At 67.3% G+C, this 24,727-nt stretch carries 18 protein-coding genes; 7 read left to right on the forward strand and 11 right to left on the reverse strand.

The window, feature by feature from the left end; all coding sequences use genetic code 11:
- Positions 1-138 precede the first annotated feature (138 nt).
- From ABIB42_RS05980 to ABIB42_RS05995, 4 genes are all read right to left on the reverse strand, one after another.
- The gene (locus ABIB42_RS05980) at positions 139-738 is read right to left on the reverse strand and encodes an SAM-dependent methyltransferase (RefSeq protein WP_005670549.1); all 600 of its coding nucleotides are present in this window, start codon (positions 736-738) and stop codon (positions 139-141) included.
- 53 nt (positions 739-791) lie between these two features.
- Positions 792-2,195, reverse strand: a complete 1,404-nt coding sequence (locus ABIB42_RS05985) for an APC family permease (protein WP_051205177.1) — start codon at positions 2,193-2,195, stop codon at positions 792-794.
- A gap of 193 nt (positions 2,196-2,388) precedes the next feature.
- Positions 2,389-3,573 carry an alpha/beta fold hydrolase gene (locus ABIB42_RS05990; protein ID WP_005670554.1) on the reverse strand — a complete coding sequence of 395 codons (1,185 nt, stop codon included), beginning with the start codon at positions 3,571-3,573 and terminating at the stop codon, positions 2,389-2,391.
- A gap of 146 nt (positions 3,574-3,719) precedes the next feature.
- Entirely contained in the window at positions 3,720-4,877 is a 1,158-nt protein-coding gene (locus tag ABIB42_RS05995; RefSeq protein WP_005670556.1) for a DUF1624 domain-containing protein, read from the reverse strand.
- A 118-nt stretch (positions 4,878-4,995) separates the two neighbouring features.
- On the opposite strand from ABIB42_RS05995, the gene ABIB42_RS06000 reads away from it, so the two are divergent.
- Positions 4,996-5,940, forward strand: a complete 945-nt coding sequence (locus tag ABIB42_RS06000; protein WP_429248055.1) for a 2-hydroxyacid dehydrogenase — start codon at positions 4,996-4,998, stop codon at positions 5,938-5,940.
- Here the strand turns inward: ABIB42_RS06000 and ABIB42_RS06005 are convergent.
- A complete protein-coding gene (locus ABIB42_RS06005) occupies positions 5,937-6,665 on the reverse strand; it encodes a siderophore-interacting protein (RefSeq protein WP_005670560.1) in 729 nt (242 codons plus the stop codon). The genes ABIB42_RS06000 and ABIB42_RS06005 overlap by 4 nt on opposite strands.
- 36 nt (positions 6,666-6,701) lie before the next feature.
- Between ABIB42_RS06005 and ABIB42_RS06010 the strand changes: the two genes are divergently transcribed.
- Entirely contained in the window at positions 6,702-7,178 is a 477-nt protein-coding gene (locus tag ABIB42_RS06010) for a MarR family winged helix-turn-helix transcriptional regulator (RefSeq protein WP_005670562.1), read from the forward strand.
- A 20-nt stretch (positions 7,179-7,198) separates the two neighbouring features.
- On the opposite strand, the gene zwf is transcribed toward ABIB42_RS06010, so the two are convergent.
- The gene (zwf, locus tag ABIB42_RS06015; RefSeq protein ID WP_005670563.1) at positions 7,199-8,665 is read right to left on the reverse strand and encodes a glucose-6-phosphate dehydrogenase; all 1,467 of its coding nucleotides are present in this window, start codon (positions 8,663-8,665) and stop codon (positions 7,199-7,201) included.
- A gap of 230 nt (positions 8,666-8,895) precedes the next feature.
- On the opposite strand from zwf, the gene ABIB42_RS06020 reads away from it, so the two are divergent.
- Positions 8,896-9,861: an IS1595 family transposase gene (locus tag ABIB42_RS06020; protein ID WP_005670565.1), complete on the forward strand. Its 966-nt coding sequence runs from the start codon at positions 8,896-8,898 to the stop codon at positions 9,859-9,861.
- Positions 9,862-9,946: 85 nt separating this feature from the next.
- Here ABIB42_RS06020 and ABIB42_RS06025 read toward each other — a convergent pair whose 3' ends face one another.
- The 4 genes from ABIB42_RS06025 to ABIB42_RS06040 form a co-directional block, all read right to left on the reverse strand.
- Positions 9,947-12,898, reverse strand: a complete 2,952-nt coding sequence (locus ABIB42_RS06025) for a TonB-dependent receptor (RefSeq protein WP_429248056.1) — start codon at positions 12,896-12,898, stop codon at positions 9,947-9,949.
- A gap of 156 nt (positions 12,899-13,054) precedes the next feature.
- Positions 13,055-14,914: a glycoside hydrolase family 28 protein gene (locus ABIB42_RS06030; protein WP_429248057.1), complete on the reverse strand. Its 1,860-nt coding sequence runs from the start codon at positions 14,912-14,914 to the stop codon at positions 13,055-13,057.
- 8 nt (positions 14,915-14,922) lie between these two features.
- Complete coding sequence (locus ABIB42_RS06035; protein WP_429248058.1) at positions 14,923-16,146, reverse strand: DUF4861 family protein; 1,224 nt, start codon at positions 16,144-16,146, stop codon at positions 14,923-14,925.
- Between the two features lie 13 nt (positions 16,147-16,159).
- Positions 16,160-17,566 (reverse strand): glycoside hydrolase family 88/105 protein, encoded by a 1,407-nt coding sequence (locus ABIB42_RS06040; protein WP_429248059.1) that lies wholly within the window; start codon positions 17,564-17,566, stop codon positions 16,160-16,162.
- A gap of 250 nt (positions 17,567-17,816) precedes the next feature.
- Here ABIB42_RS06040 and garD point away from each other — a divergent pair, with 250 nt between their 5' ends.
- Genes garD through ABIB42_RS06060 form a run of 4 tightly spaced genes read left to right on the forward strand, consistent with a single transcriptional unit; the run spans position 17,817 to position 23,522 of the window.
- A complete protein-coding gene (gene garD, locus ABIB42_RS06045) occupies positions 17,817-19,358 on the forward strand; it encodes a galactarate dehydratase (protein WP_429248060.1) in 1,542 nt (513 codons plus the stop codon).
- Between the two features lie 22 nt (positions 19,359-19,380).
- A complete protein-coding gene (locus ABIB42_RS06050; protein WP_219864202.1) occupies positions 19,381-20,208 on the forward strand; it encodes an NAD-dependent epimerase/dehydratase family protein in 828 nt (275 codons plus the stop codon).
- Positions 20,209-21,084 carry an aldose 1-epimerase gene (locus ABIB42_RS06055; RefSeq protein ID WP_005670578.1) on the forward strand — a complete coding sequence of 292 codons (876 nt, stop codon included), beginning with the start codon at positions 20,209-20,211 and terminating at the stop codon, positions 21,082-21,084.
- Positions 21,081-23,522, forward strand: a complete 2,442-nt coding sequence (locus tag ABIB42_RS06060; protein WP_429248061.1) for a family 43 glycosylhydrolase — start codon at positions 21,081-21,083, stop codon at positions 23,520-23,522. The genes ABIB42_RS06055 and ABIB42_RS06060 overlap by 4 nt, the downstream gene beginning before the upstream one ends.
- Here the strand turns inward: ABIB42_RS06060 and ABIB42_RS06065 are convergent, their stop codons facing one another.
- Positions 23,523-24,677: a pectate lyase family protein gene (locus ABIB42_RS06065; RefSeq protein WP_005670581.1), complete on the reverse strand. Its 1,155-nt coding sequence runs from the start codon at positions 24,675-24,677 to the stop codon at positions 23,523-23,525.
- Positions 24,678-24,727: the final 50 nt, after the last annotated feature.

Raw genomic sequence — 24,727 nt, forward strand, 5'->3', positions numbered from 1 at the left:
TCTTGAGCTTCTTAGTGGTCATCACTTCGGTCATGGAACAGTCCTTTCGGGATTATTTCATGACCCCGGTTCCACACAGAAATTCTGACAGGCTCGCGGTCTCAGTCCGATTATTAGGGCACTCTTCTGAAAATTACATCAGGCCACCTCTTTCTTGTTCGCCTCAGTAATGGTCCAGTAATAAATCGTCCGGCCATCCACCTCGACCGTCTTCTCCGCCGGCCATTCCGATCCCATATCGAAGGCATGCGACACCACGCGCGTCCCAACCTTGAGCTGCTTCCACAGTTGCGGGCGCAGCCTGGCATTAATGGTCGGCAGCAGATACAGGGTCACCACGGTGGCCGTCGAGAAATCGGTCTTGAACAGGTCGCCTACGCGGAACTGCGCTCGATCGGACACGCCAGCCTTCTTGGCGTTTTCCTTGGCTTCCGCGATGCGGGTCGGATCGATGTCGATGCCGGTGCCGCGCGCGCCGCGTTCCTTGGCGGCGGTGACGACGATGCGGCCATCGCCGCAGCCCAGGTCGAACAGGGTGTCGTTCTTGCCGACCTTGGCGAGGTCGAGCATCTTGTCGACCACCTCTTGCGGGGTCGGGACGTAAGGCACGTCGAGGCGCGGCGTGGCGGCGGTGGCGGCAGTTGCCTGGGCCAGCGCGCGGCCGAACGGGAACATCATCAGGCCGGTGGCGGCGGCGGTGGACAGCAGCAGGGTACGGCGGCGAGGTTGCGGGTTCATCAGCACAGCTCCTTGGTCAGGGTTTGGACTTGGGGGGATAAAACGGATGGCATTCATTGGTCGGTCTTCGCGCGCAGCAGCAGCAAAAGCACGACGCCGATGGCCAGCACGGCGACGCCGATCCAGGCGGCGTTCAGGCCGCCCAGCTGCTGGCTGTACACGTATGACAGGCTCGACCACAGCATATAGGCGCAGCTGGCGCAGAACAGCAGCGGCAGCACTGGATACAGCGGCACCTCGAACGGCCGCGGCGCGCGCGGCTCGCGCCGGCGCAGCACGAACAGCGAGATGCCGGTGAGCAGGAAGAACAGCCAGAACACGGGCGCCGTGAATTCGACCATGGCCTTGAAGCCGCCACCCAACGCGGCGCCGGTCGCGACCAGCGCCAGGGCCGCCACGCATTGCACCGTCATGGCGACCGTCGGCGTGCCGCGCTCGCTGTCCCACTCGGCCAGGCGGCCCAGTTTTTTCCAGTCGAGGCCCATGGCGTAGCTGGTACGGGCGCCGACGATCATGGTGGCGTTGATCGAGGTGAGGGCCGAAACCGCCACGAGCACGGAGATGATTTTTTCGCCGGCCGGGCCGAAGACGACTTTCATGACGTCGGCCGCGACCGCCTCGGAGGCGGACATGCCTTCCATGCCCAGCACCTTCCAGTAGGCCCAGGTGACCATCAGGTAGAGTACGGTGATGATGACGATGCCCATGGTCAGCGCCTTGACCATGTCGCGCGGACCGCCGCGCATCTCGGCGCTGATGTAGGCGGCTTCGTTCCAGCCGCCATAGGTGAGCAGGACGAAGACCATCGCCATGCCGAGGGCGGCGGTGGCCGGGGCGGATGCGCCCGCGGTCGTTGCGGCGGCCGCCGATGCGGGCGCCGGATCGGTGAACAGCGCGGCGGCGCCGACGATGAGCAGCAAGCCGAGGATTTCCGCGACCGTCAGGAAGGTCTGGGCGCCGGTGCCGGTGCGGATGCCGCGCAGGTTGAGCGCCGACAGGCCGGCGATCACGGCGACGGCGTACGCGGTGCTGCCCCAGCCGGCCGGCAGCATGCTCAAGGGAATCGCCTGCTGCATGTAGTCGCCGAAGACAAAGCCGAGCAGCGCGATCGAGCCGGTGGTGATCACCGAGAAGCGCGCCCAGCCGAACAGGAAGGCGACCGAGCGGCCGTAGGCGCGGTGCAGGTAGTGGTAGTCGCCGCCGGCATGCGGATACGAGGTGGTCAGTTCGGCATAGCACAGGGCGCCAATGAGCGAGACGACGCCGCCCATGATCCACAGCGTGAACATGGCCGTGGCCCCGCCGCTCATGCTGGCGACCAGGGACGGGGCCTTGAAGATGCCGGCGCCGATCACGACGCCGACGATGACGGCGACCGCTTCGCGCAGGCCGATGGTGGGTCGGGGACGGGTGTCGTGAGGGGCTGAAATAGCGCGTTCTGCTTCTAGGGCATCCATGTCGTGATCGGTTGGGCACGCCGGCGGCCGGGGGCCGGGTCGCGCTTGGTTACACATGGGGAGCCTATAAATACACTCTCGCTCACCCGCTTTTCGGTACTGGATGTTATCCAGACCGCAGAGCAGATGGCGCGCGATTGAATTGCTATAAAGATAAATACAGTTTGGCGCGGCAGGGCGCCGTGCCGTGCCGCTAGTCCGCAGCCGGGGATGCCCTGGTGTCAGTCACGGCGCCGTCCACGACCGCCGGCAAGGCCGGCTTGTGTCCATTGTTGGATGCATTCGCCGGCGCGGGCGAGCCGAGCCACTCGAAGATGGCCGGCCAGATCGCGGCGTGCGCGCTGCGGCCGACCAGCACGCCGACGTGCTGCAGGTTGACGCCGACGTCGCCCTGGTATTCGAGCACGCGCTTGCGTTCGCTGCCGGCGGCCTCGTGGAAGGGCAGCACGGATTCGGGCGGAATCACCTTGCTGCGGAAGTCGACCACGCACAGCAGCGGCGCGCGCAGGTCGTGCGGGCCGATCGTGCGGCCTTTGACGTCGAGCCGGCCCTGCATGAAGTCGTCGTTGCGGTACAGCGACTCGACGATCTCGGTGAACAGCCGGCCGGGCAGCGGGAATTCGTCATGGGTCCAGCGCTCGACCCGCATATGGGTGGCCAGCGCCTTCGGGTCGAGCAGCGATAGCCAGCGGTCGGCGATGCGCTCCCACTGGAAGGCCTGCGGTTCGGCCATCGCGCTCATCATGTTCAGGTAAACACCGGGCACGTGGCGGAAGGCGTCGGCGATGCCGCGCGCGTGCGGGGTGGCGTTGACCAGCGGCGAGAAGCAGCAGCTGGCCTGTTCGAAGTGCAGTGGCGACTCGAGCAGGATGGTCGCGGTGACGCGCTCGGGGTGCATGCAGCTGTAGATGGCGGCCAGGATGCCGCCCAGCGAGTGGCCGACGATCGTCAGCCGCTCTTGTCCGCTGTCCTCCATGATCGCCTGCTGGCAGGCCGACAGCATGCGGTCGCCGTAGTCGTCCAGGCCGACGTCGCCGTCGCCGTCGGGCATCGGCAGCCATTCGGCCAGGTAGACGCGGTAGCCGCGCTCGCTCCAGCGCTGCACCACGCTGATGTCGGGCGCCAGGTCCCAGATATAGGCGCGCTTGATCGGCGCCGGCACCAGCAGCACCGCCGGGCCGCCGGCGGGAGCGTCCTGGTAGCGGTGCAGATTGAGGCCGGGCTGCTCGATGATCACGGTGGACGGGGTCTGCTGCGGCCCGTAGCCGGCGCGGTCCAGCATCTTGCCGCGGGCCTGGCGGCTGCGGTCCATTTGCTTGAGGGCCTGTGTGCCGAGGTCTCCGAAGGCCCCGAGCTTGTTCCAGTTGCTGGCGTACATGGATGGCGATCCCGTCGAATTGGCGATCACGAGACTCTACGCCAACTACTGCCGGGCTCCAACCGCGCACGCTTCGAATCGCGAGCCAGTTTGCGCTAGGTAAAACTTTGGACAAACAGATATAGCCGAGCGGAATCGAACTGTGCTCACAGATACTTCACCCAAGCCTTGCCGCTCGCGCGCTTGTACTGGCCGAAGCGTTTCGTCGGCCAGTACAGGAGCGCCGCCAGCACGACGGCGCCGAGCCATACCTGCCATACCTGCGAGAAATCCGCCCGCGGCACGCCCAGCATGCCCGCCGCGATCCTTTGCGCGGCCAGCAGCAGGTACAGGTGCAGGATGTAGAAGAACAGCGGCGCGCCGCCGAACACCGCCGCCACCCGCGCCCAGCCAGCGTCGACCTGCTCGATCCAGGCCAGCACCAGCAAGCCCACGCCCAGGGTCAACAGCAGGAAGTCGAGCGACGGCGGGTACTTGGTGAAATTCAGCCACGACATCGCGCTGCGCAACAGCTCGCCCTGCGGCGCCCACGGCAGGTTCTCGCCATAGATGTTCCAGGTGCGCAGCACCAGCAGCAGCGCCAGGCAGGCCAGGGCCCCGGCGACCAGCCAGCGCCGGCGCAGCGCGGGCGCGGTGGCGCGCGCATACAGCGGGCCGCAGGCATAGCCCAGCAGGATCACGCCGATCCAGGCCAGCAGCGGATAGCTGATGCGCACCCGTACCGGGTCGTCCGCTAGGTACCCGCGCTGCTCGAGGATGGTCCAGGCGGCGGCAAGCCAGGAGCCGGGTTCGAACGATAGCCCGGCCAGCGCATTGTGGCCGCCGACGATGGCGACGCCAGTTGCCGCCAGCAGCGCCAGGGGCAGGCGGTGCAGCAGGGCCAGCGCCAGCATCGACAGCCCGATGGCCCAGATCACCTGCAGGTAGACGGTGTGCGGCGTGAAGCTGCCGGTCCAGGCGAAGTTGATCACCACGATCTCGAGCAGGATCAGGAAGGCGCCGCGTTTGGCCAGAAATCCCGTGGCGCTGCGTGGCCCGCTCGCCGGGTTGGCGTACAGCCAGGCCGACAGGCCTGTCAGGAACACGAACATCGGGGCGCAGAAATGGGCGGCCAGGCGCGAGAAGAACAGGCCGGGATCGGTCGCGCCCACGTCCATCGGGTCGCTGACCTGGTGCTGGAGGAAGAAGGTCTCGCGGACGTGGTCCACCGTCATCAGGAGCATGACCAGGCCACGGGCGACGTCGATGGAGGCGATGCGCTTGCTCGCGCCGTGGAGCGGAATGGGGGAGGTGCGAATATTCATATCGGTCGGGATTGTACGGGAAGCCGTCCGCCGGAAAAAGACCGGCGACCGGCGTGGGGCTTGCTCCTCTGGCATACTCGACCCATCCATATTCAGTCACAGGGCAGGGTATTCATCGATGAAACCAGAGATTCTCGTGTTGGGCAGCGTGTGGTCGCCAGAGGTGCGCGCGCAGGTAGAGCAGGCATTCCAGTGCCATTTCGTGCCGGGGATTCCGGTAGCCGGCCAGCCGGCCTTCGACGCGATCGCGGGCGGTATCCGCGCCGTCCTCACCACCGGCACGCTCGGTGTGACGCGGGAGCTGGTGGCCAGCCTGCCGGCGCTGGAGATCGTGTCGGTGCACGGTGTCGGCGTCGATGCGGTGCCGCTGGCGCTGCTGGCGGACAAGGGCATCCATGTGACCAACACGCCCGACGTGCTGACCGACGACGTGGCCGATTTCGCCGTCACCCTGCTGTTGTCGGCCGTGCGCCGCCTGCCGCTGCTGGATCGTTACGTGCGCGCCGGCGCGTGGCCGGCCAAGGCGCCCTTGACCCAGGCCCGCAGCCTGAAAGGCAAGGTGGCGGGCATCGTCGGCTTCGGCCGCATCGGCCAGGCGGTCGCGCAACGTTTGCAGGGCTTCGGAATGGAGATCCGTTACTACCAGCGCAGTCCGGGGCCGGCGCCGGAAAGGCGCAGCGCCTCGCTGCTGGCTCTGGCAGGCGAAAGCGATATGCTGGTGCTGTGCATGCCGGGCGGCCCGGAGACCCGGCACATGGTCGGGCTGGACGTGATCGAGGCGCTGGGGCCGGAAGGCACGCTGGTGAACATCGCGCGCGGCTCGGTGGTGGACGAGGCGGCGCTGGTCGCGGCCCTGCGGGACGGCCGGCTCGGCGCGGCGGGGCTGGACGTGTTCGAGGATGAGCCGAACGTGCCGGCGGCGCTGTTCGCGCTCGATAACGTGGTGCTCACGCCCCACGTCGGCAGCTTCACCGTGGAGGCCCGGCGCGCGATGGGGCGGCTGGCGGTGGCCAATCTGCTGGCCCACTTCGATGGCGAGCCACTGCCGACGCCAGTGATTTAATCGAGATGTTCGTGGTGATCGGCCACGCCCCGCTTCCAGTATGCCGAGATCCGCGCCGCCTGGCGCGGCAGGCCCTTCTCGATCAATAGCTGGCGCACTTGCGCCATGAGCGAGGCCTCGCCGCCGCCCCAGGCCAGGCCGGCGCCGCCTGGCAACGGCAGATCCTTCAGCGCCTGCAGCAGTTCTTCGTTCGATGCGACCCAGTGGACGTCGGCGTTGGCCTGGGTGGCGAATTCGCGGCGGTCGGCCGCATCGACCAGCAGCACGGCCTGGACCCGGGCCGCCGACGGCAGTTCTTCCAGGCGCCGCGTTACGGCCGGCAGCGCGCTGGCGTCGCCCACCAGCAGGTGCCAGTCCATCTCCAGCGGCAGGATCATCGAGCCACGCGGACCGCCGATGACGGCCTTCGCGCCGACCGTGGCATTGCGCGCCCACTCGGCCGCGCCGCCATGGCCGTGCAGGGCGAACTCCAGGTCGACCTCGCAGGCTTGGCGGTCGAAGCGGCGTGGCGTATAGTCGCGCCGAACCTGCTGGCCGCCCGCATCGTCGAACATGAACTTGACGTGGTCGTCGAAGGACAGCGACGTGAAATCCGAGAGTGCGGCGCCCTTGAAGGTGATGCTCGCAAAGCCGGGGCTGAGCTGCTCGATGCGCGCAACCTCGACCTCGCGAATCTTGAGGTCGTGGCGAACACGCTCGATCGCGGGAATGTGGGATTCAGACATGCTACACTCCAGAATTAGTTGATAGTATCCACCATTATGCAAAAAGAAGTTGATAGAGTCAACCAAAACCACGGCAATCGTGCGGACGATCCCCTGGAGGCGATGCACGCGATCGTGCATCTCTACCGTTCACGGCAGTTGCGCGGTTTGCGCAGCGGGCCGCACGAGCTGGCGCATATGGAGATGAAGGCGCTGGGCTATTTTGCCCGCCATCCCGGCGCCACACAGAGTGATCTGGTGGCGCATTCGGGAAGAGACAAGGCCCAGGTGGCGCGTCTTATCCGGGTGCTGCGCGAAGCGCAGCTGCTGGAGGCCGCCGCCGACGAGCAGGACCGGCGCAGCACGCGCCTGACGCTCAGCGCGGCCGGGCAGGAAGTGTTCGCAGGATTGCACCGCCAGAGCGGCGCATTGGGGGAGGCGGCGCTTGCCGGCCTGTCCGAAGATGAACAGGCCCAGCTGATGGCGCTGCTGGCGCGGGTGCGCGCCAATCTGGAAGAACAGCGGGCGGACTAGCCCGCCCGGTCGTCCGGCGATTACTCGACCCAGCCGAAGCCGTCGCGCGCCAGCAGGGCGAACGACTCGGCCGGACCCCACGAGCCGGCCGCATACGGATGCGGCTTCTCGTTCAGGGTTTCCCAGCCGTTGATGATCGGCTCGACCCATTCCCAGGCCGCTTCCAGTTCGTCGCGGCGCATGAAGTGGGTCAGGCGGCCGCGCACCACGTCGATCAGCAGGCGTTCATAGGCCTCGGCGCGGCGCTGCTGGAAGGCCGATTGCAGGTCGAGGTTGAGCGCGACCTGCTGCATCTGCATGCCGCTGCCGGGCTGCTTGGCGAAGATCTGCAGCTTGATCGCTTCCTCGGGCTGCAGCTCGATCACCAGGCGGTTGGCGACGCCGCCCGGGGTTTCCGGGAACAGCGGGAACGGCGGATTGGCGAATTCGATGACGATCTTGGACGAGCGGCGGGCCATCCGCTTGCCGGTGCGCAGGTAGAACGGCACCTTCGACCAGCGCCAGGTGTCGATGTGCGCGCGCAGCGCCACGAAGGTCTCGGTGTGGCTCTGGGCCGGCACATTGCTCTCTTCGTGGTAGCCCTTGACCTCCTGGTTGCCGCTCACGCCGCGCGTGTACTGGCCGCGCACGGTGTCGCGCGCGATGTCGGCCAGCGTCATGCGGCGCAGCGAGCGGATCACTTTCAGCTTTTCGTCGCGCACCGCGTCCGGCGACAACGAGGTCGGCGGCTCCATGGCGACGATGCACAGCAGCTGCATCAGGTGGTTCTGCACCATGTCGCGCATCGCGCCGGCGCTGTCGTAGAAACCGGCGCGGCTGCCCACGCCCACTTCTTCGGCCACCGTGATCTGCACGCTCGAGATGTTCGGCGCGCGCCACAGCGGTTCCAGGATCGAGTTCCCGAAGCGCAGCACCATCAGGTTCTGCACCGTCTCTTTACCCAGGTAGTGATCGATGCGGTAGATCTGCGATTCGGCGAAGTGCTTGCCGACCGCCTCGTTGATCTCGACCGCCGAGGCCAGGTCGCGGCCCAGCGGTTTCTCGAGCACCACGCGCGCATTGGCGTCGACCAGGCCGGTGGCGGCCAGCTTGTCGCAGATGGTGGTGAACAGCGCCGGCGCGGTGGCGAGGTAGAACACGCGCTGGGCGCCGTCGCGCGACGCATCGCGCAGGGTGTCGAAGATCTCGGCGTTCGAGACGTCCAGGCGCACGTAGACCAGCAGGTCGAGAAAGCCGGCCCAGCTCTTTTCGTTGAAATTGGCGGCGCTGATGAAGGAGCGCGAATGCTCCTCGACGAAGGCCAGATAGGCGGCGCGATCGTAGTCCTGGCGGCCGGTCGACAGGATGCGGGTCGAGGGCGGCAGGTTACCGTGCAGGAAGGCCATGTACAGGGCGGGCAACAGCTTGCGCATGGCAAGGTCGCCCATGCCGCCGAAGATGGTCATGTCGAGGGGAAGGCCGTTATCTTGCTCGTTCGAGGTGCTCATGTCTCTTTCGCTGACAGGTTGTATAGATCGCTTGCGTCGTGCGCTCGCCTGAAATGGTCTTTGATTGTAGCCTACATGGCCGAATAAAGTCTGGTAAAAGCGGCAAGCTTGCCTTCGCCGTTGGGTGAACGAACGGCGGAATGAAAAAAAGGCGCTGTTCGCGTTATTTCTGCGAACCCTGTCTGTCCGGCCCGGTCTCAGTACTGTCGAGTCATTCCGAAGAGGCGGCCGTGGACAGTCTGGATTTCGATGCATTGTTTGCCGCCCTACGCGGCATCCCGCTGGACCACCAAGCACGCTCCCAGCTGCGCGCATTCCTGGCCATGGTCGACGATGCAGCCGATGCCGCAGCCAATTGCATCGCGCTCATCGAACGGGCGGCGGTCGGGAAGTGCTGTCCTCGCTGCGGCGGGACGCGTTCCCACCGCTGCGGACACGCCAGCGGCCTGCAGCGCTGGCGCTGCCTGGCGTGCGGGCGCAGCTATAACGCCCTGAGCGGCACCCGGCTCGCCCACTTGCGCAAGAAAGAGCACTGGCTCACTTATCTTCAGTGCCTGCTGGATTCTCGGACTGTGCGCGCCAGCGCCGAGGCGGTCCAGGTGCACCGCACCACCAGTTTTCGCTGGCGCCACCGGATGGTGGCCGGGTTCACGCACGAGCGCGCGGCGCGCCTGGCGGGCGTGGTCGAAGCGGATGAAACATACCTGCTTGAATCGCAAAAAGGATCACGCAAGCTGACCCGGCCGGCGCGGCGGCGGGGTGGCGTGGCCAGCCACCGCGGCATCGGCCGCGACCATGATTGCCTGCTGGTTGCTTGCGAACGCGGCGGTGCAGCGCTCGATTTTCATTGCGGACGCGGTCCGGTCTCAGGAGCCTGGCTCGATCGCTGCCTGGGGCCGGTGCTGGCGCCGGATTCGCTCCTGATCAGCGACGGCGCCATCGTCTATCGCGGTTTCGCCAAGCGCCATGGCATTTCCCACGAGTTCATCAACCTGCGCGCCGGCGAACGGGCGCGCGGCGCGCTCCACCTGAACCACGTAAACGGCTGGCACAGCCGCTTCAAGCGTTGGCTTGTGCGTTTTCATGGCATCGCCAGCCGTTATCTGATCCATTACTCGGGCTGGCGGCGGGTACTCGATGCGGGCAGTTTAGTGACGCCGACTCAATTATTGGTGGCAGCCGTCAAAGCAGACTGAGCAGAACCATGTGACGAAATAACGCGAACAGCGCCGAAAAAAAGCCCGCGCAAGCGCGGGCCGCAAAGCCACCAGGATGCAGGACTCAGAACTTGTAGCGCAGGCCGAACAGGTACTCGCGGCCGGTCACGTTGTTCACCACCACGCTGTCGCGTGCGCGGCTGATGAACTGGTCGTTTTCCTCATTGGTCAGGTTGACGCCTTCGAGCGTGAACTCGAGGTTCTCGTTGACCTTGTACGACAGCGACAGGTCGACGTTGAAGGTTTCGTTCTTGCCCTCGACGTCGTTGTTGTTCTGGCCCGGCACGCGGGTCACGAAGCCCGAGCGCTTGGCGCCCGAGATGCGCGCGCTGAACTTGCCGTCGTCATAGAAGAAGGTGGCGTTCCACGATTTGGGCGACAGGTTCAGCAGGTCGTCGGTGATGGTGGCGCCGCCGGTCGGCGAGACCAGGTATTCGATCTTCGAGCTCACCTTGGTGTAGTTCAGCAGGGTGCCGAAGTTCTTGCCCCAGCCCGGCAGGAAGGTGAATGGCTGCTGGTAGCTCAGCTCGAACCCTTTCAGCTTGCCGCCATCGGTATTGACCGGCAGCGTCTGCTGGAAGACTTCCTCGCCCGTGAAGTTCGCCGGCAGCAGCGACAGCGGCAGGCCCGAATCCTTGAACGCCACGTTGGTGCGCAGGCTCTGGATGTAGGTGTCGATGTTCTTCTGGAACAGGCCCAGGCCGACGAAGGCCTTGTTGGCGAAGTAGTACTCGAAGCTGCTGTCGAAGGTCTTGGCGCGGAACGGCTTCAGGAACGGATTGCCCGAGTTGATCGACAGGTTGCCGGTGGTGGCGATGCTGCCGCCCGGCGACAGGAAGCCCAGTTGAGGACGGGTCATCACCTTGGCCGCGCCGAAGCGCACGATGAACTCGTCGGTCACGTTGGCGGTCAGGTTGAACGATGGCAGGGTGTCGGTGTAGTCGTGGTTGACCTTGACCGCGGTGCCGCCGCCGGCCGCCTGGTAGCCGATGGTTTCGAGGTCGGTCTTCACGTAGCGCACGCCGATGTTGCCGCGCACCGGAATATTCCACAGGTCGTGGCGGAACTCGCCCATCAGGTAGACGCCGTCGCTCTTCTCGGTCACCGAGCGGTTGTTGCCGCGCGCATTGCCGTTCTCGATCGACGACAGCGTGAAGTCGCCCGGGCCGCCGGCAGGGCCGCTCTTGATGCAGTTGCAGTAGATGTCGTAGGCGGCGGCGATGGCCTGCAGGTTCGGCACCACCCAGCCGGTCGCGTTCCCGGCCGGCATGCCGAGCTGGCTGCCGAAGCCGGTCATATTGGTGGTCAGGCCGGTCGCGCCGGCCGGCGGCGCGAAGATCGTGTCGTTCTGGTTCACGCGGCGGAACTCATAGGTGTCCGACGTGTACTTCTTGCTGTTGATGCCGCCCTTGAAGGTCAGGTTGTCGCTCGCTTCCCACGCCAGGTCGAACTGGGCGACGTTGTTGACGTTGTCGGTGCCTTGCGGACGGATGCGGATCTCGCTGGTGGTGGTGTTCGGCACGGTGGTCGGCTGGGCGCCGCTGGCGACCTGCGGCACGCCGATCAGGCCCAGTTGACTGCCGTTGACGTCGAACGGATAGCTGATGACCGGGCGACGGCTGTCGCCCCGGAAGTCGATGCTGTAGCCATCCACGTTCAGGGCGTCGAGCGTGACCGTGGTCTGGACTGGATTGCGGAACTTGGATTCGGCGCGCCCGTACCTGGCGCTCATGCTCCAGGTGTCGCTCAGCTTGTGTTCCAGGGTCAGCGTCGGCTGGGTGAAGGTGGTCTTGAGCTCGTCGAAGCGCTGCTCGGAGCGGATGTCGACGTTGTCGTAGCGGCCGTACAGCAGCGAGCCGTTCGGCGCGTACTGCGCTTCGAGCACGCCGACCTGCGGTTTGCCGCCCTGGCTGGCGCTGCGGCTGAACGACGTCGCCTGCAGAAAGTCTTCCTGGCGGGTCGCATCGAGCTTCGAGTACAGCATGTCGAAGGTGAGCAAGGTGCCGCGTTGCGGACGCCATTGCACCGAGCCGGTCAGGCCCAGGCGGTCCTGGTCGTGGGTCAGGCGGCCGTAGCGCGGCAGGCGCGGATGGAAGTTGTTCGGGTCGCTGGCAGCGTTGTAGGCGGCGATGTTCTCTGGCGTGCCGGGCAGGCGATCGGCGCCTTGCGCGGCCGGGCCGCAGGTGGTCGCGGTCGAGTTGCTCGGATTGGCGGCCACGCCTTGCGGCGCGCACCAGCCGCCCGAGGAAGGGCCGTTATCCCAGCGCACGGTGCTGAAACCGTCTTCCAGCACGCGGCGCTTGGAGTAGGCGCCCGAGAACAGGACGCCGACCTTGCGGTCGAAGAAGGTGTTCGAGAGCATGAAGGCCGCGCGTGGGTCGGTTTTTTCCGAGCCGTCGTTGTACTTGCCCTTCAGGGCGACGGTGGCATTGAAGCCGCGCAGGTCGAACGGGCGCAGGGTCTGCAGGTCGACGGTGGCGCCGAGCGAGCCTTCATCGACGTCGGCCGAGGAGCTCTTGCGCACCGTCAGGGCGCTGAACAGTTCGGACGCGAACACGTTGAAGTCGAAACCGCGGCCGCGGTTGGTGCCGCCCGAGCTGTCGGTGCCGCCGGTGGTGGCCAGGCCTTCGATGCCGTTGATGCGCACGCGGGTAAAGTCCTGGCCCAGGCCGCGCACGGTGATGCTGCGGCCTTCGCCGGCGTCACGATCGATCACGACGCCCGGCACGCGCTGCAGCGACTCGGCCAGGTTCGTGTCCGGGAACTTGCCCATGTCTTCCGACTTGATGACGTCGACGATGCCATTGTCCTGGCGCTTGGCGTTCAGCGCGCTCTCCAGCGAGGCGCGCAGGCCGGTCACGACCACGGTCTGGGCGTTGACGGTGTCGGCGCCAGTCGGCGTCGCGGCCACCTCCTGGGCAAAAGCCGGGCCGAGCGAGAGCGCCGATACCGAGGCGGTGCCGAGCAGGCACAGGGTCAGTTTGCGCAGGACTGCGCGGTGCGGGGTGTGATTCATCTTGTCTCCGTGCGTTTTTATAGCGGCGCGTTCAGGTGATCGGCCGGTGTTGCATCTGGGATCTGGTCAGGCCAGTTTTGTAATTCTATGGCAACTTAACGACTTTTGGTCAGGCCAAATCAAAAATATTTACGAATTGGCCTGACCTGATGACACTTAACCCCGAGTGGATAGGGTTTGCTTGTAGCGTTTGCCTGCGATGGTGACGTTATCGAGCGTGATGGCGACGGCGTTGTGCAGGAACCACGGTTTGGCCGTATTGCGCGGCGTGCCGAAGTCCGAGTCGCTGATGCGCACGCGGGCGATCGGCGGGATGGCGGTGCCCGGCTTGCCGTTGAAGCTCGACGCGACCGGTCCCAGCAGCACGAAGGCCTGGTAGCACGAGAAGCTGCCCTTGCCGGTATCGACGTTGGAGGTGCGCACATTGCTGATCTCGATATCCGACACTTGCGGTGGGCGGATGCGCATGGTGTCGTCGCCCGGCACGTAGTCGCAGTCGATCGTGATGATCGCGCCCGCCGTCGAGGCCACCGGTTCCCTGATCTCGCGCGCGCCGGGCAGCGGCTTGTACAGCATCGGCTCGGTCGCCACGCCATGCGGCAGCGTGACGTCGCGCACGTACAGGTGGCGCAGGAAGCCGCCGCGGTTCATATTGGTCTTGAGCCGGATCGCGGTGTTGAGCGGGTCGTCCTTCCAGTGGATGTTGCGAAACTCGAGCTTCTCGGCATACACGTGTTCGATGCCGCCGGCCATCTCGCTGCCCAGGGTCACGCCGCCATGGCCGCTGTTCATCACGCAGTTGCGGATCACCACATTGCGCGTCGGTCCGTGGCCTGTGTCGAGGTTCTTGCCCGACTTGATCGCGATGCAGTCGTCGCCGTTGTTGAACAGGCAGTCGTCGACCAGCACGCCGTCGCAGGACTCCGGGTCGAAGCCGTCGCTGTTCGGTCCCAGGCTCTCCATGTTCACGCGCCGGATCAACAGGTCGCGGCAATCGACCGGATGGTGCAGCCAGAACGGCGCCGCGTTCACCTGGTAGCCCTGCAGCAGCACCTTGCTGCATCCGATCAGTTCGATCATGCACGGACGCAGGAAGTGGCCGTGGCCGAACACGCGCTGCTCGACCGGCACGCCTGCTTCGGACAGCGCGGGCAGGTAGCGCGAGTCGGTCTGCCAGCGGCCGCCTTCGCCCTGGATGGCGGCCTGGCGCTGCGCATCGATGCCGGGAACCACCTGGTCCAGCGGCGGGTTGTTCGGGTTCGCATGGACCTCGGTGCGCTTGCGCACCGGCTTGCCGCGGCCCTTCCAGTCCCACCAGCATTCCGGCTGGTCGGCAAAACCCGCCTCGAACGGCACGCCGCCCTGGCCGTTGAGGATGCTGGTCCAGTCCTCGCCGGTGAGGGCGATATTGGTCTGGTTGAGCGCATACACCATCGGCGAATAGTTCAGGCAGTCGTTGCCCTGCCAGCGCGACAGCACCAGCTTGCCGTTCTCGCCACAGTCATGCTCGCCGTGGCGCGCGTAGTGGGCCGGATTGGCGGCGAAGTGCACCCGCGCGCCGGCGGCCAGGTGCACGTGCACGTTCGAACGCAGCACGATCGGCCCGGCGCAATACCACTCTCCCTTGGGGATGACGACCCGGCCGCCGCCCTTGGCGTGGCAGGCCGCGATGGCGGCGGCGATCGCGGGATAGCAGTCCGGGGAGCCCGGCGCCGGCGTGTCGAGGGTCCCCTCGACCAGCGATTCGGTCTGGCCCTTCACCTTCACCAGCGCGCAGGGCCTGGCGCCATGCGCCGTGATGGGGAAGTCCTCGTCGCGAAACGCCAGCGGCGTGGCGAAGCGGGCCACGATGTCGGCCGCGCGCCGCCATGGGTCGGGGCGGGCAGCGCCGGGCAGGGCACGGGCTGCGCCATCCTGGTGGGCACGGGCGAAGCTGGCGGCGCCGAGGCCGGTCATCATCAGCGAGGCGGCGGGGACGGTGCGCAGCAGTGCGCGTCGTTTGGCTTGGAATGGCATGTCGCTCCTTATCGTTGTTTTGCCAGGTTCACGCGCACCGGGCTGGCGTCGCGCGCGGCCTGGTCTTGCGCCACCTGCTGCCACCTGGCGCGGGTGGTGATCTCGCCGGCGCGGCTCCAGGCGCCGCCGGCGTAGTAGCGCAGCGGCTGGCCGGGCGTGGCCGTGGCGTAGATCAGTTCATTGAGCGGGTCCTGGGCGAAGCCCTCGGCCGCCGGCAGCACGACGGCGGTGCCGAAGGCGTCGTTGCTCTTCTGCTCCACCCACTGCAGCAAGACCTTGCCGTCGCGGCCGACCTGGATCTTCGGATCCTGGCCCTTGTCGCCCGGCGTCTTGTTCAGGCCAATGGCGACGGTGAGCGCAGCGGTGTCTCCGGGCGCCGTGGTGAAGGTGCTGTCGATCCGGTCCAGCCAGTGGCCGGCGTCGACCGTGAAGCGCTTGACTTCGCTGACCTGGCGGCCGCCCGCATCCCATGGCGCGTAGTGGAGCTCGAACACGGCGCGGATCGGGCCGTTGGCCAGGATCTTGTAGCTGGCCCAGTTCACGCCAGTGTGCAGCGTCTTGCCATCCCAGATGCCGGCGCCGCCGGCGCCGCGGGACTTGCCGACGTTGTACATGTCCATGCCTTCGCCCTGGTCCTTGTGGTAGTGGTCATGGCCCTTGTTGTACCAGCGGTCGACGATCGGATAGTCGACCCGCTTGAACCACAGGTCGAGGCCACTGGTCACCAGCACTTCCTTGACCACGCCCGCGGGCGCCGGCGCGGCCAGCGCCGGGCCATAGGTGCGGTGCGCAACCTTGTCGTTCTCCCAGGCGAAGTCGTCGAGGCGCTCCGGGACGTGGCGCGCGAAGGCCTTGACTGGGAACGGCGGCGCCACGCCGTCGATGCGCTCGATGGTGAAGCTGGCGCTCTTCTCGCCGGCGGCGAAGCTGTGCTGGAACAGCAGCTCGCCATAGGCGATGCCTTCGTTGTTCGGGTCTTTCGCCTGCGGCGCGATATTCGTCACCTGGTGCGGCAGCACCCGGCCGCGCGCGTCCTTGACCGCGATCTTCTGGATCATGGCGCCGGGCAGGGCGGCGTTGACGTCCTTCCAGGCGATCGCGATGGTTTCGGACGGGCGCGCGATCGCCAGGTCGTGCTGCACGCTGACACTGACCTTGTCGGCCGCCTGCGCGGCGCAGGTGGACAGGACGAGCGGCGCCCCCAGCAGGCTTGCCAGTCCGAGTCGTTTCATGGTGTCTCCCGGATCAGTGGTGTTCGCGGTAATCGGTCTTCCCGCCCTTGGGCAGGTAGTGGTAGGTGCGGACCTTGTGCTGGATCTCGAACGCCGGGTTGCTCACCAGGCGGATGATCTCGGCGCCAGCCAGCAGCATCGGACCATAGCCGTGCAGGGCGTCGACGCTGGTCGGGCGATGGTAGTAATAGACCATGTCGCTGGCCAGGGTCGTGCCGACGCAGGTGCCTTCGACCTGGCCCAGCGAATTGATGCGGGTCGACAGCGCGTTCCAGCCGGTCTGGGCGATCGAGCCATAGGTGGTGGCGCTGATCCAGCCTTCGTTGACCGCATGCGCGAACACATAGGTGAAGATGGCGCTGGCCGAGGTCTCGAGGTAGGAGTCGTTCCGGTCCAGCATCTGGTGCCACAGGCCGCTGCCGCTTTGCAGCTCGGCGATGCCCCTCAAGGAAGCGCGCAGCTGGGCCAGCACCTTCGGATAGCCGGGGTGGTCCTTCGGCAGCACGTCGAGCAGGTCGGACATCGCCAGCACCGCCCAGCCGTTGGCGCGCGCCCAGTAGAAGCGCGGCGCGTCGGGGTGATTCGCGTGCCAGCCGTGGGTGTACAGGCCGAGCTGCGGGTTGAACATGCGGCTCGACATCCCGATCACGTTACCCACGGCATCGTCGAAGTAGGCGCGCTCGCCGGTCAGGCGGCCCATCTCGGCCAGCGCCGGGATGCTCATGTACATATCGTCGGCCCACAGCGAAACCTCTTGCGGACGCTTGCGCGCCATGGTGCCGTCTTCCAGGCGGAACTGGCGTTTATAGACCCAGTCGCTGCAGGTGTCGATCATGTTCTTCAGGTCGGGGCCGACCCTGGCGAAGCGGGCGCGGATCAGGGCCGCGCACATCGAGCCGCTGTCGTCGAGCGAGCGCGGATCGAGGAAGCGCGAGAAGCTGTTGGCGCGCTCGAGCTTGAACTTCTGTTCCTGGGCGCGGAAGTAGGGAAGGGTGTCGCTGAAGAACTGGAAGTGACGGCGGGTCATGCTGGTGAAGCCGGCGTCGCCGGTGACCTGCGCCGCCTTGAGCAGGCCCGAATGCACCACGCCCATCTCGTACACCTGGATGCCGTAGTCGCCGGCGCTGCGCTCGAAGATGGCATCCGCGACCGGGTTTTTCATGTCCGTGATCGGCTGGCCGGTGCGCTTGCTGACGATGCGGGTCGGCGTGGCGCGGTCCATGAAGGCCCGGATCGACTGCAACTGGGCGGTGACTTCGGCCACCACCGGCTTCTTATACGGAATCGGGTAGGTGCCTTCGCCCGGATCGCCCAGGTTGCCGTTGTCGGGGTTGCGGTACTTGCCCTCTGCCAGGGCGGGTCCGCAGGCGAGCGCGCAGCCCAAGAGCGCTGCAAGCAGGTGCAGGGTGTGGCCTTTCATGTGTCTCCAATCGCTTTGTTGTATTACCGGATATCGGCATGTGCTTCAGCTACCGTACTTCTAGTATTGCTGGCTTGCATGGTGCAGGTCCAGGACTGCGTGATCGTCCTGGCACTGCTTATCTTGCGTTTTGGTCAGGCCATTCTAATTTGGTCCGGCCAAAATCGCAAGGTGGACTAGCCGCATGCGATTTATTTATGGCATACTAAAAATGACCCTCCCCAATCAGCCAAAAGACAGGCAAAGAGACATGAACCACCAAGTTCCGCGCACCATCCGCATGCAGGCCAGCGACAACGTCGCGATCGTCGTTAACGACGGCGGCCTGCCCGCCGGCACCGCATTCCCGGACGGCCTGGTGCTGCTCGAAGGCGTCCCGCAAGGCCACAAGGTGGCGCTGGCGGACCTGCAGGATGGCGACGCCGTGATCCGCTACGGCGTGACCATCGGCTATGCCGACGGTGCGATCGCGCGCGGCAGCTGGGTCTCGGAACGCGTGCTGCGCATGCCGGCCGCGCGTTCGCTCGACGACCTGCCGATCGGCACCCACGCCGTCGATGCCGGGCCGCGCCTGGAAGGCTTCACCTTCGAGGGTTACCGCAACAAGGATGGCTCGGTCGGCACCCGCAACATGATGGCGATCACCAGCACCGTGCAGTGCGTCTCGGGCGTGATCGACTACGCCGTCAAGCGCATCCGCGAAGAACTGCTGCCGCGCTACCCGAACGTCGAGGACGTGGTGGCGCTCGAGCACGTGTATGGCTGCGGCGTGGCGATCGACGCCCCCGGCGCCGACATCCCGATCCGCACCATCCGCAACCTGTCCAGGAACCCGAACTTCGGCGACAGCGTGATGGTCGTGAGCCTGGGCTGCGAGAAGCTGCCGCCGGCGCGCCTGTTCCCGGCCGGCGCGATCCCGATCGGCAACGCCGCGCCGTCGGTGGTGACCCTGCAGGACCAGCAGCACGTCGGCTTCATGTCGATGATCGATTCGCTGATGCGCACCGCCGAGCAGCACCTGCAGGAGCTCAACGCGCGCCGCCGCGAAACTTGCCCGGCGTCCGACCTGGTGGTCGGCGTGCAGTGCGGCGGCAGCGACGCCTTTTCGGGCGTGACGGCCAACCCGGCGGTGGGCTTCGCCACCGACCTGATCGTGCGCGCCGGGGGCGCCGTGATGTTTTCCGAAGTGACCGAGGTGCGCGACGGCATCGACCAATTGACGGCGCGCGCGTCGAGCCCCGAGGTAGCGCAGGCGATGGTGCGCGAGATGCAGTGGTACGACGATTACCTGGTGCGCGGCGGCGTCGACCGCAGCGCCAACACCACCCCCGGCAACAAGAAGGGCGGCCTGTCGAATATCGTGGAAAAGGCCATGGGCTCGATCGTCAAGTCGGGCAGCACCGCCATCACCGGCGTGCTGTCGCCGGGCGACCGGCTGCAGCAGAAGGGCCTGATCTACGCCGCGACGCCGGCCAGCGACTTCATTTGCGGCACGCTGCAGATGGCCGCCGGGATGAATGTCCACATCTTCACCACCGGGCGCGGCACGCCCTACGGCCTGGCCGCGGTTCCGGTCATCAAGGTGGCCACCCGCACCGAGCTGGCGCGCCGCTGGCACGACCTGATGGACCTCGACGCCGGCAGCATCGCCAGCGGCGACGCCACCATCGAGGACGTCGGCTGGGAGCTGTTCCGCCTGATCCTGGACGTGGCCAGCGGCCGTAAAACCTGGGCCGAGCACTGGAAGCTGCATAATGCGCTTGCGCTGTTCAATCCGGCGCCCGTGACCTGAACACCTATTATTGGAGACCCGAATGACCGCTGCAGTACAAAACAAGACCGGCAAGCCTTTCAAACGCATCCTGCTGACCGGCGCCGCCGGCGGCCTGGGCAAGGTGCTGCGCGAGCGCATCAAGCCCTGGGCCGAGGTGGTGCGCCTGTCCGACGTGGCCGAGATGGCCCCCGCCGGCCCCGGCGAAGAGGTGGTCCAGTGCGACCTCGCGGACAAGGAGGCCGTGCTGGCCTTGCTCGACGGCGTGGATGCGGTGCTGCACTTCGGCGGCATCTCGACCGAGAAGCCGTTCGAACCCATCATGCAGGCCAATATCCTCGGCGTGGCCAACCTGTACGAAGCGCTGCACAAGGCCGGCACCCGGCGCGTGGTGTTCGCCAGCTCGAACCACGCGATCGGCTACCACCCGGTGACCACGGTGCTCGACGCCGATTCGCCGACCCGTCCCGACAGCTACTACGGCCTGTCGAAGGTCTTCGGCGAGCAGATCGCCCGCTACTACTATGACCGCTTCGGCATCGAGACCGTCTGCGTGCGCATCGGCTCGAGCTTCCCGGAGCCGGCCAACAAGCGCATGATGAGCACCTATCTGTCGTACGACGACCTGACCGAATTGCTGCGCTGCTCGCTGTTCGCCCCGCGCGTCGGCCACACCATCGTGTATGGCGTGTCCGACAACGACAGCACCTGGTGGGACAACCGCCTGGCCTCGCACCTGGGCTACAAGCCGAAGGACAGCTCGGCGAAGTTCGCCCACCTGTTCCCGGATTCGTCCGAGTTCCCGGCCAAGGACGACGTGACCACGATGTACCAGGGCGGCAAGTTCCTGCTCGACGGTCCGCAGTACTGAATGGTCGAGCGCATCGTCATGCGCAACGCCAGCCTGCTGGCCGAGATCGTCCCCCAGGTCGGGGGCGGACTGGCGCGGCTGGACTGGCTCGGCTCTGGCGAACCGGCCCCCTTGCTGCGCGCCTTGCCGCCCGATGCGCCCGGCGCGCCGACGCCGTCGCAGCTGGCCTGCTTCCCGCTGCTGCCCTGGTCCAACCGCATGGCGCCGTCGGGTTTCGCGTTCGAAGGCCGGCAATATGTGCCGGCGCCGAACCGCGCCGGCGAGCCGTGCCCGATTCACGGCGACGCCTGGCAGCAGGCCTGGCAGGTGGCCGAACGCTCGGACACGGCCGTGCGGCTGACGCTGGCGCGGCCCGGGGCAACGCCATTCTCGTACGAGGCCGGGTTGCGGTACTCGTTGGATGGCGCCGCGCTGCTGGTCGAGGTCGAGGTGCGCAACACGGGCGCCGCGGCGCTGCCGTTCGGGATCGGCCTGCATCCCTGGATGCCCGATCCACAGGGCGCGCGGCTTGAAGCGTGCGCTGACGGGGTGTGGTCGAGTGGTCCGGACAGGCTGCCGCTGACCCGCAGCGACATACCTGGTAACTGGCGTTTCGACACGCCGGCCGCGCTGCCGCAAGATGGCGTCGATCACGTGTTCGACGGCTGGCCGGGGCAGGCGCGCATCGCCTGGCCGGCGCGCGGCGTGGCGCTCGAACTCGACGCCGACATGGATTACTTCATCCTGTATGTTCCGCCGGGGCGCGATTTCTTTTGCTTCGAGCCGGTGGATCACCCGATCAACGCGCACAATCTGCCGGGCCGGCCCGGCCTGACCGTGGTGGCGCCTGGTGCGACGTTGCGGCGGCGCTGCGCCTTCCGCGGCTCGTCCCTATGAGACAAACTTCCCGTGCCACCGCACTGGCGCTGGCCGCGGTGCTGACGCCGGCCAGCGCGCAGTCTCCCTATAACGCCGAAACCACCTACCGCAAGCTGGTGCGCGACTACCCGCAGATCCGCATCGCCAGCGCCGAGGCGCCGGCGCCGGTGCGGGTCCGCAAGGACCTGGTCTATGCGCGCCGCGCCGACCTGGCGCTGGCGCTCGACCTCTACCTGCCGGCACCCGATGCAAAGCCCGCGCCGCTGGTGCTGCTGGTGCACGGCGGCGGCTGGGGCGGCGGCGAGCGCACGAATATGGCGCCGCTCGCGGCGCGCCTGGCGGCGCGCGGCTATGCCGCCGCCACCGTCAGCTACCGCCTGTCGGGCCAGGCCCGGTATCCGGCCGCGATCGACGACGTCAAGGCGGCGCTGGACTGGCTGCGCACGCGCGCGGGCGAGTTCGGCGTCGACGCGGACCGGATCGCGCTGGCGGGCGGTTCGGCCGGCGGCCAGATCGCCGCCCTGGTCGGCATGACGCGTCCGCAACACGTGGGCGCCGTGGTCAATATCGATGGCCTGTCCGATTTCACCTCGCCCGAGGCGCTGCGCCATGAGGACGATCCGGCCAAGAAACCGTCGGCAGCCGGCGCCTGGTTCGGCGGCCGTTACGCCGAGAAAGCCGCGCTGTGGCGCGCCGCCTCGCCGTTGACCCACGCCGGCAAGGACAGCCCGCCGGTGCAGTTCATCGTCAGCAGCGTGCCGCGCTTTTCCAGCGGGCGCGAGGCGCTGGCGGCCAGGCTGGCCGCGCACGGCATCGCGACCGACACCGTGGCGCTGGCCGGCGCGCCGCATTCGTTCTGGCTGTTCGATCCCTGGCTGGCGCCGACGGTCGACGCGATGGACCGTTTCCTGGGCCAGCAGCTGGGCCCCATGCCGGCGCGTGCGCCGTGGTCGGCCGACCTGGGCGACGGCCGCTACCGCAACCCGATCCTGCATGCCGATTATTCCGATCCGGACGCGATCCGGGTCGGGGAACGCTATTACATGGTCTCGTCCAGCTTCGCCAACGCCCCCGGCCTGCCGCTGCTGACCTCCAGCGACATGGTCAACTGGGAGCTGGTCGGGCATGCGCTGCCGCAACTGGCGCCGCAGGCGACTTTCGCGACGCCGCAGCACGGCACGGGAGTGTGGGCGCCGAGCCTGCGCCACCACGACGGGAAATTCTGGATCTTCCATCCCGATCCGGACCATGGCGTCTACGTCAGCACCGCGACCGACTTCGCCGGACCCTGGAGCACGCCGCACCTGCTACTGCCCGGCAAGGGCATCATCGACCCGGCGCCGCTGTGGGACGACGATGGCCGCGCATGGCTGATCCACGCCTGGGCCAGGAGCCGGGCCGGCTTCAACAACGTGCTGACCCTGCGCCGCATGGCGCCGGACGGCCGCAGCCTGCTCGACGGGGCGGGCCGGGTGATCATCGACGGCAACCGCCTGCCGGGCTACCGGACCCTCGAGGGTCCCAAGCTGTACAAGCGCGACGGCTGGTACTACGTGTTCGCGCCGGCGGGCGGCGTCGAGCATGGCTGGCAGTCGGTGTTTCGTGCGCGCCGCATCGAAGGCCCGTACGAAGACCGGATCGTGATGGAGCAGGGCGCCACCGATATCAACGGCCCGCACCAGGGCGCCTGGGTCACGACGCCGCAGGGAGTCGACTGGTTCTTCCACTTCCAGGACCGGCGCGCCTATGGCCGCGTGGTTCACCTGCAGCCGCTGCGCTGGATGGACGGCTGGCCCCTGATCGGCGAGCCGTCCGCCAAGCCGGGCGTGGGACAGCCGCTGCGCGAGCACGCCAAGCCGGTGCCGGGAGTCTTCGCCCGGCGCGAGCCGGCGGTCGGCGACGAATTCGACGGCCCGGCCCTCGGCCCGCAATGGCAATGGACGGCCAACCCGCAAGCCGGCTGGCATGCGCTGGACGCGCGCCCCGGCTTCCTGCGCCTGCACGCGCAAGCGGCGGCGCCGGTGCGGCAACTGCCGTCGGTGCTGACCCAGAAGTTTCCAGCGCCGGCGTTCGGCGTGACGGCCAGGGTGGAGTTACGCGCGCAGCAGGACGGCGACCAGGTGGGGCTCGGCGTGATGGGCCTGGCCAGCGACTGGTTCGGCGTGCGCCGCGTCGGCGGCCAGCCGCGCATGGTCGGCGTGCGCTGCGGCCAGGACGGCGCCTGCGCCGAGACGGTCGGACCCGTATTGCCCGGATACGCGGTCACGCTGCGCATGCACGTGACGCATGGCGCCCGGGTATCGTTCTCGTACAGCGCGGACGGCCTCCAGTACACGTTCCTGGGCGAACCTTTCGACGCCACCATGGGCCGCTGGGTCGGCGCCCAGGTCGGCGTGTTCGCGACCGGAACGCCGGGCGCCTACGCGGACCTGGATTACTTCCGCATCAATCCCTGATCACTTGCCGGCGCCCGCGCGCCCGCGCACATGCGCCGGGACGGCGGCCGCGGGCAGCGGCGCGAACGCATAGGGCACCTCGAACGCTGGCGCGGCATCCACGCCGCAGCCGGCCAGCGGCGCGCCGTTCAGCAGCGAGCCTGTGTCGCTGAAGCTCCCCGCGTCCGGCCCCTGTGCGAACGGCTTCACGGCGTCGGTGCAGCCGCGCGCATTGGTCACCTCGAAGACGTTGGCGTGGGAAACGATGCGCGCCTGGCGGGCCACCCCGACGCTGTAGTCGTGGCGGTAGGCCGCATGCTTGCGGTCGCCGACGTGGTAGTTGTTGAACAAATGGACCTGGCCGAAGCGCACCCGCGGGGCGCGGCTGGCAATGAATTCGAACAGGTTGTTGCTGACGGTGATGCGCAGATGGCCGGCATCGCCTTCGGCCCGGTCGCTGGCGCCGATCAGCGTGTTCTTGGCATGCAGGGCGAAGTGGTTGTACGAGACCGTGACGTAGTCGCTGGCGTCGCGGATGTCCAGCGCGCCATCGTGGCACTGCCGGGTCTTGCCGTCCACGACCGGCAGCGTGTCGTCGGTCAGCGGGGCGTCGGTGAAGCTGTTGCGGTCGACCCAGACGTGGGTGGAGGCGACGATGGCGATGGCGTCGAACTCGGCATTCCAGTTACCGTCGCCGTCCTTGGGGTCCCAGCGCGGCGCGACGTCGCAGGGATTGCGCAGGTTCAGGTTGCGAATGATGACCTGCGACACCCTGGTCACCGTCAGGTGGGCGTTGACGAAGCCGGATCGTGGCCCGAGCCCGACCAGGGTGGTGTCGCCCGGCAGCGCGACCCGCCCACGCCTGGACTGGTCCGCATGGTCGGCAAAGGGCCGGCCTTCGCTCATGTCGATCACGCCGTCGACCTGCACGATGCGGCTGCCTTCTACCGACTTGCCGAGCGCCCGGCGCAGCTGGGCGGCGTCGGTGACGGTGAAGACGTTGGCGGTCGGTGCGTCGGCGCCGCCGCGGGTGCCGCCGGCCTGGGCCGCCCAGCCGTCGGGCGGCGCCGCCTGGCGCGACATGGGGGCGAAAGAAGCGGCGCGCGGCGCGTCGCTGGCGCAGCCGGCACTGCTTGCGGCGAGCCACAGGATCAGGAACTTGGACAGGTGCTTCATGGCGCTCCAGGATACGTCGTTACCCCCACCGGAGGTAACGACTTTTCGCG

The sequence above is a fragment of the Massilia sp. UYP32 genome, from assembly GCF_050434365.1.
In the GTDB taxonomy this organism is placed as follows: domain Bacteria; phylum Pseudomonadota; class Gammaproteobacteria; order Burkholderiales; family Burkholderiaceae_D; genus Telluria; species Telluria timonae.

Excerpts from the sequence above, each read along its gene's own strand:
- garD (WP_429248060.1), top strand. The coding sequence starts at position 17,817 with ATGAACCACCAAGTTCCGCGCACCATCCGCATGCAGGCCAGCGACAAC.
- ABIB42_RS06000 (WP_429248055.1), top strand. The coding sequence starts at position 4,996 with ATGAAACCAGAGATTCTCGTGTTGGGCAGCGTGTGGTCGCCAGAGGTG.
- zwf (WP_005670563.1), bottom strand. The coding sequence starts at position 8,665 with ATGAGCACCTCGAACGAGCAAGATAACGGCCTTCCCCTCGACATGACC.
- ABIB42_RS05990 (WP_005670554.1), bottom strand. The coding sequence starts at position 3,573 with ATGTACGCCAGCAACTGGAACAAGCTCGGGGCCTTCGGAGACCTCGGC.
- ABIB42_RS05995 (WP_005670556.1), bottom strand. The coding sequence starts at position 4,877 with ATGAATATTCGCACCTCCCCCATTCCGCTCCACGGCGCGAGCAAGCGC.
- ABIB42_RS05980 (WP_005670549.1), bottom strand. The coding sequence starts at position 738 with ATGAACCCGCAACCTCGCCGCCGTACCCTGCTGCTGTCCACCGCCGCC.
- ABIB42_RS06065 (WP_005670581.1), bottom strand. The coding sequence starts at position 24,677 with ATGAAGCACCTGTCCAAGTTCCTGATCCTGTGGCTCGCCGCAAGCAGT.
- ABIB42_RS06060 (WP_429248061.1), top strand. The coding sequence starts at position 21,081 with ATGAGACAAACTTCCCGTGCCACCGCACTGGCGCTGGCCGCGGTGCTG.
- ABIB42_RS06050 (WP_219864202.1), top strand. The coding sequence starts at position 19,381 with ATGACCGCTGCAGTACAAAACAAGACCGGCAAGCCTTTCAAACGCATC.
- ABIB42_RS06030 (WP_429248057.1), bottom strand. The coding sequence starts at position 14,914 with ATGCCATTCCAAGCCAAACGACGCGCACTGCTGCGCACCGTCCCCGCC.
- ABIB42_RS05985 (WP_051205177.1), bottom strand. The coding sequence starts at position 2,195 with ATGGATGCCCTAGAAGCAGAACGCGCTATTTCAGCCCCTCACGACACC.
- ABIB42_RS06055 (WP_005670578.1), top strand. The coding sequence starts at position 20,209 with ATGGTCGAGCGCATCGTCATGCGCAACGCCAGCCTGCTGGCCGAGATC.
- ABIB42_RS06005 (WP_005670560.1), bottom strand. The coding sequence starts at position 6,665 with ATGTCTGAATCCCACATTCCCGCGATCGAGCGTGTTCGCCACGACCTC.
- ABIB42_RS06035 (WP_429248058.1), bottom strand. The coding sequence starts at position 16,146 with ATGAAACGACTCGGACTGGCAAGCCTGCTGGGGGCGCCGCTCGTCCTG.
- ABIB42_RS06025 (WP_429248056.1), bottom strand. The coding sequence starts at position 12,898 with ATGAATCACACCCCGCACCGCGCAGTCCTGCGCAAACTGACCCTGTGC.
- ABIB42_RS06010 (WP_005670562.1), top strand. The coding sequence starts at position 6,702 with ATGCAAAAAGAAGTTGATAGAGTCAACCAAAACCACGGCAATCGTGCG.
- ABIB42_RS06040 (WP_429248059.1), bottom strand. The coding sequence starts at position 17,566 with ATGAAAGGCCACACCCTGCACCTGCTTGCAGCGCTCTTGGGCTGCGCG.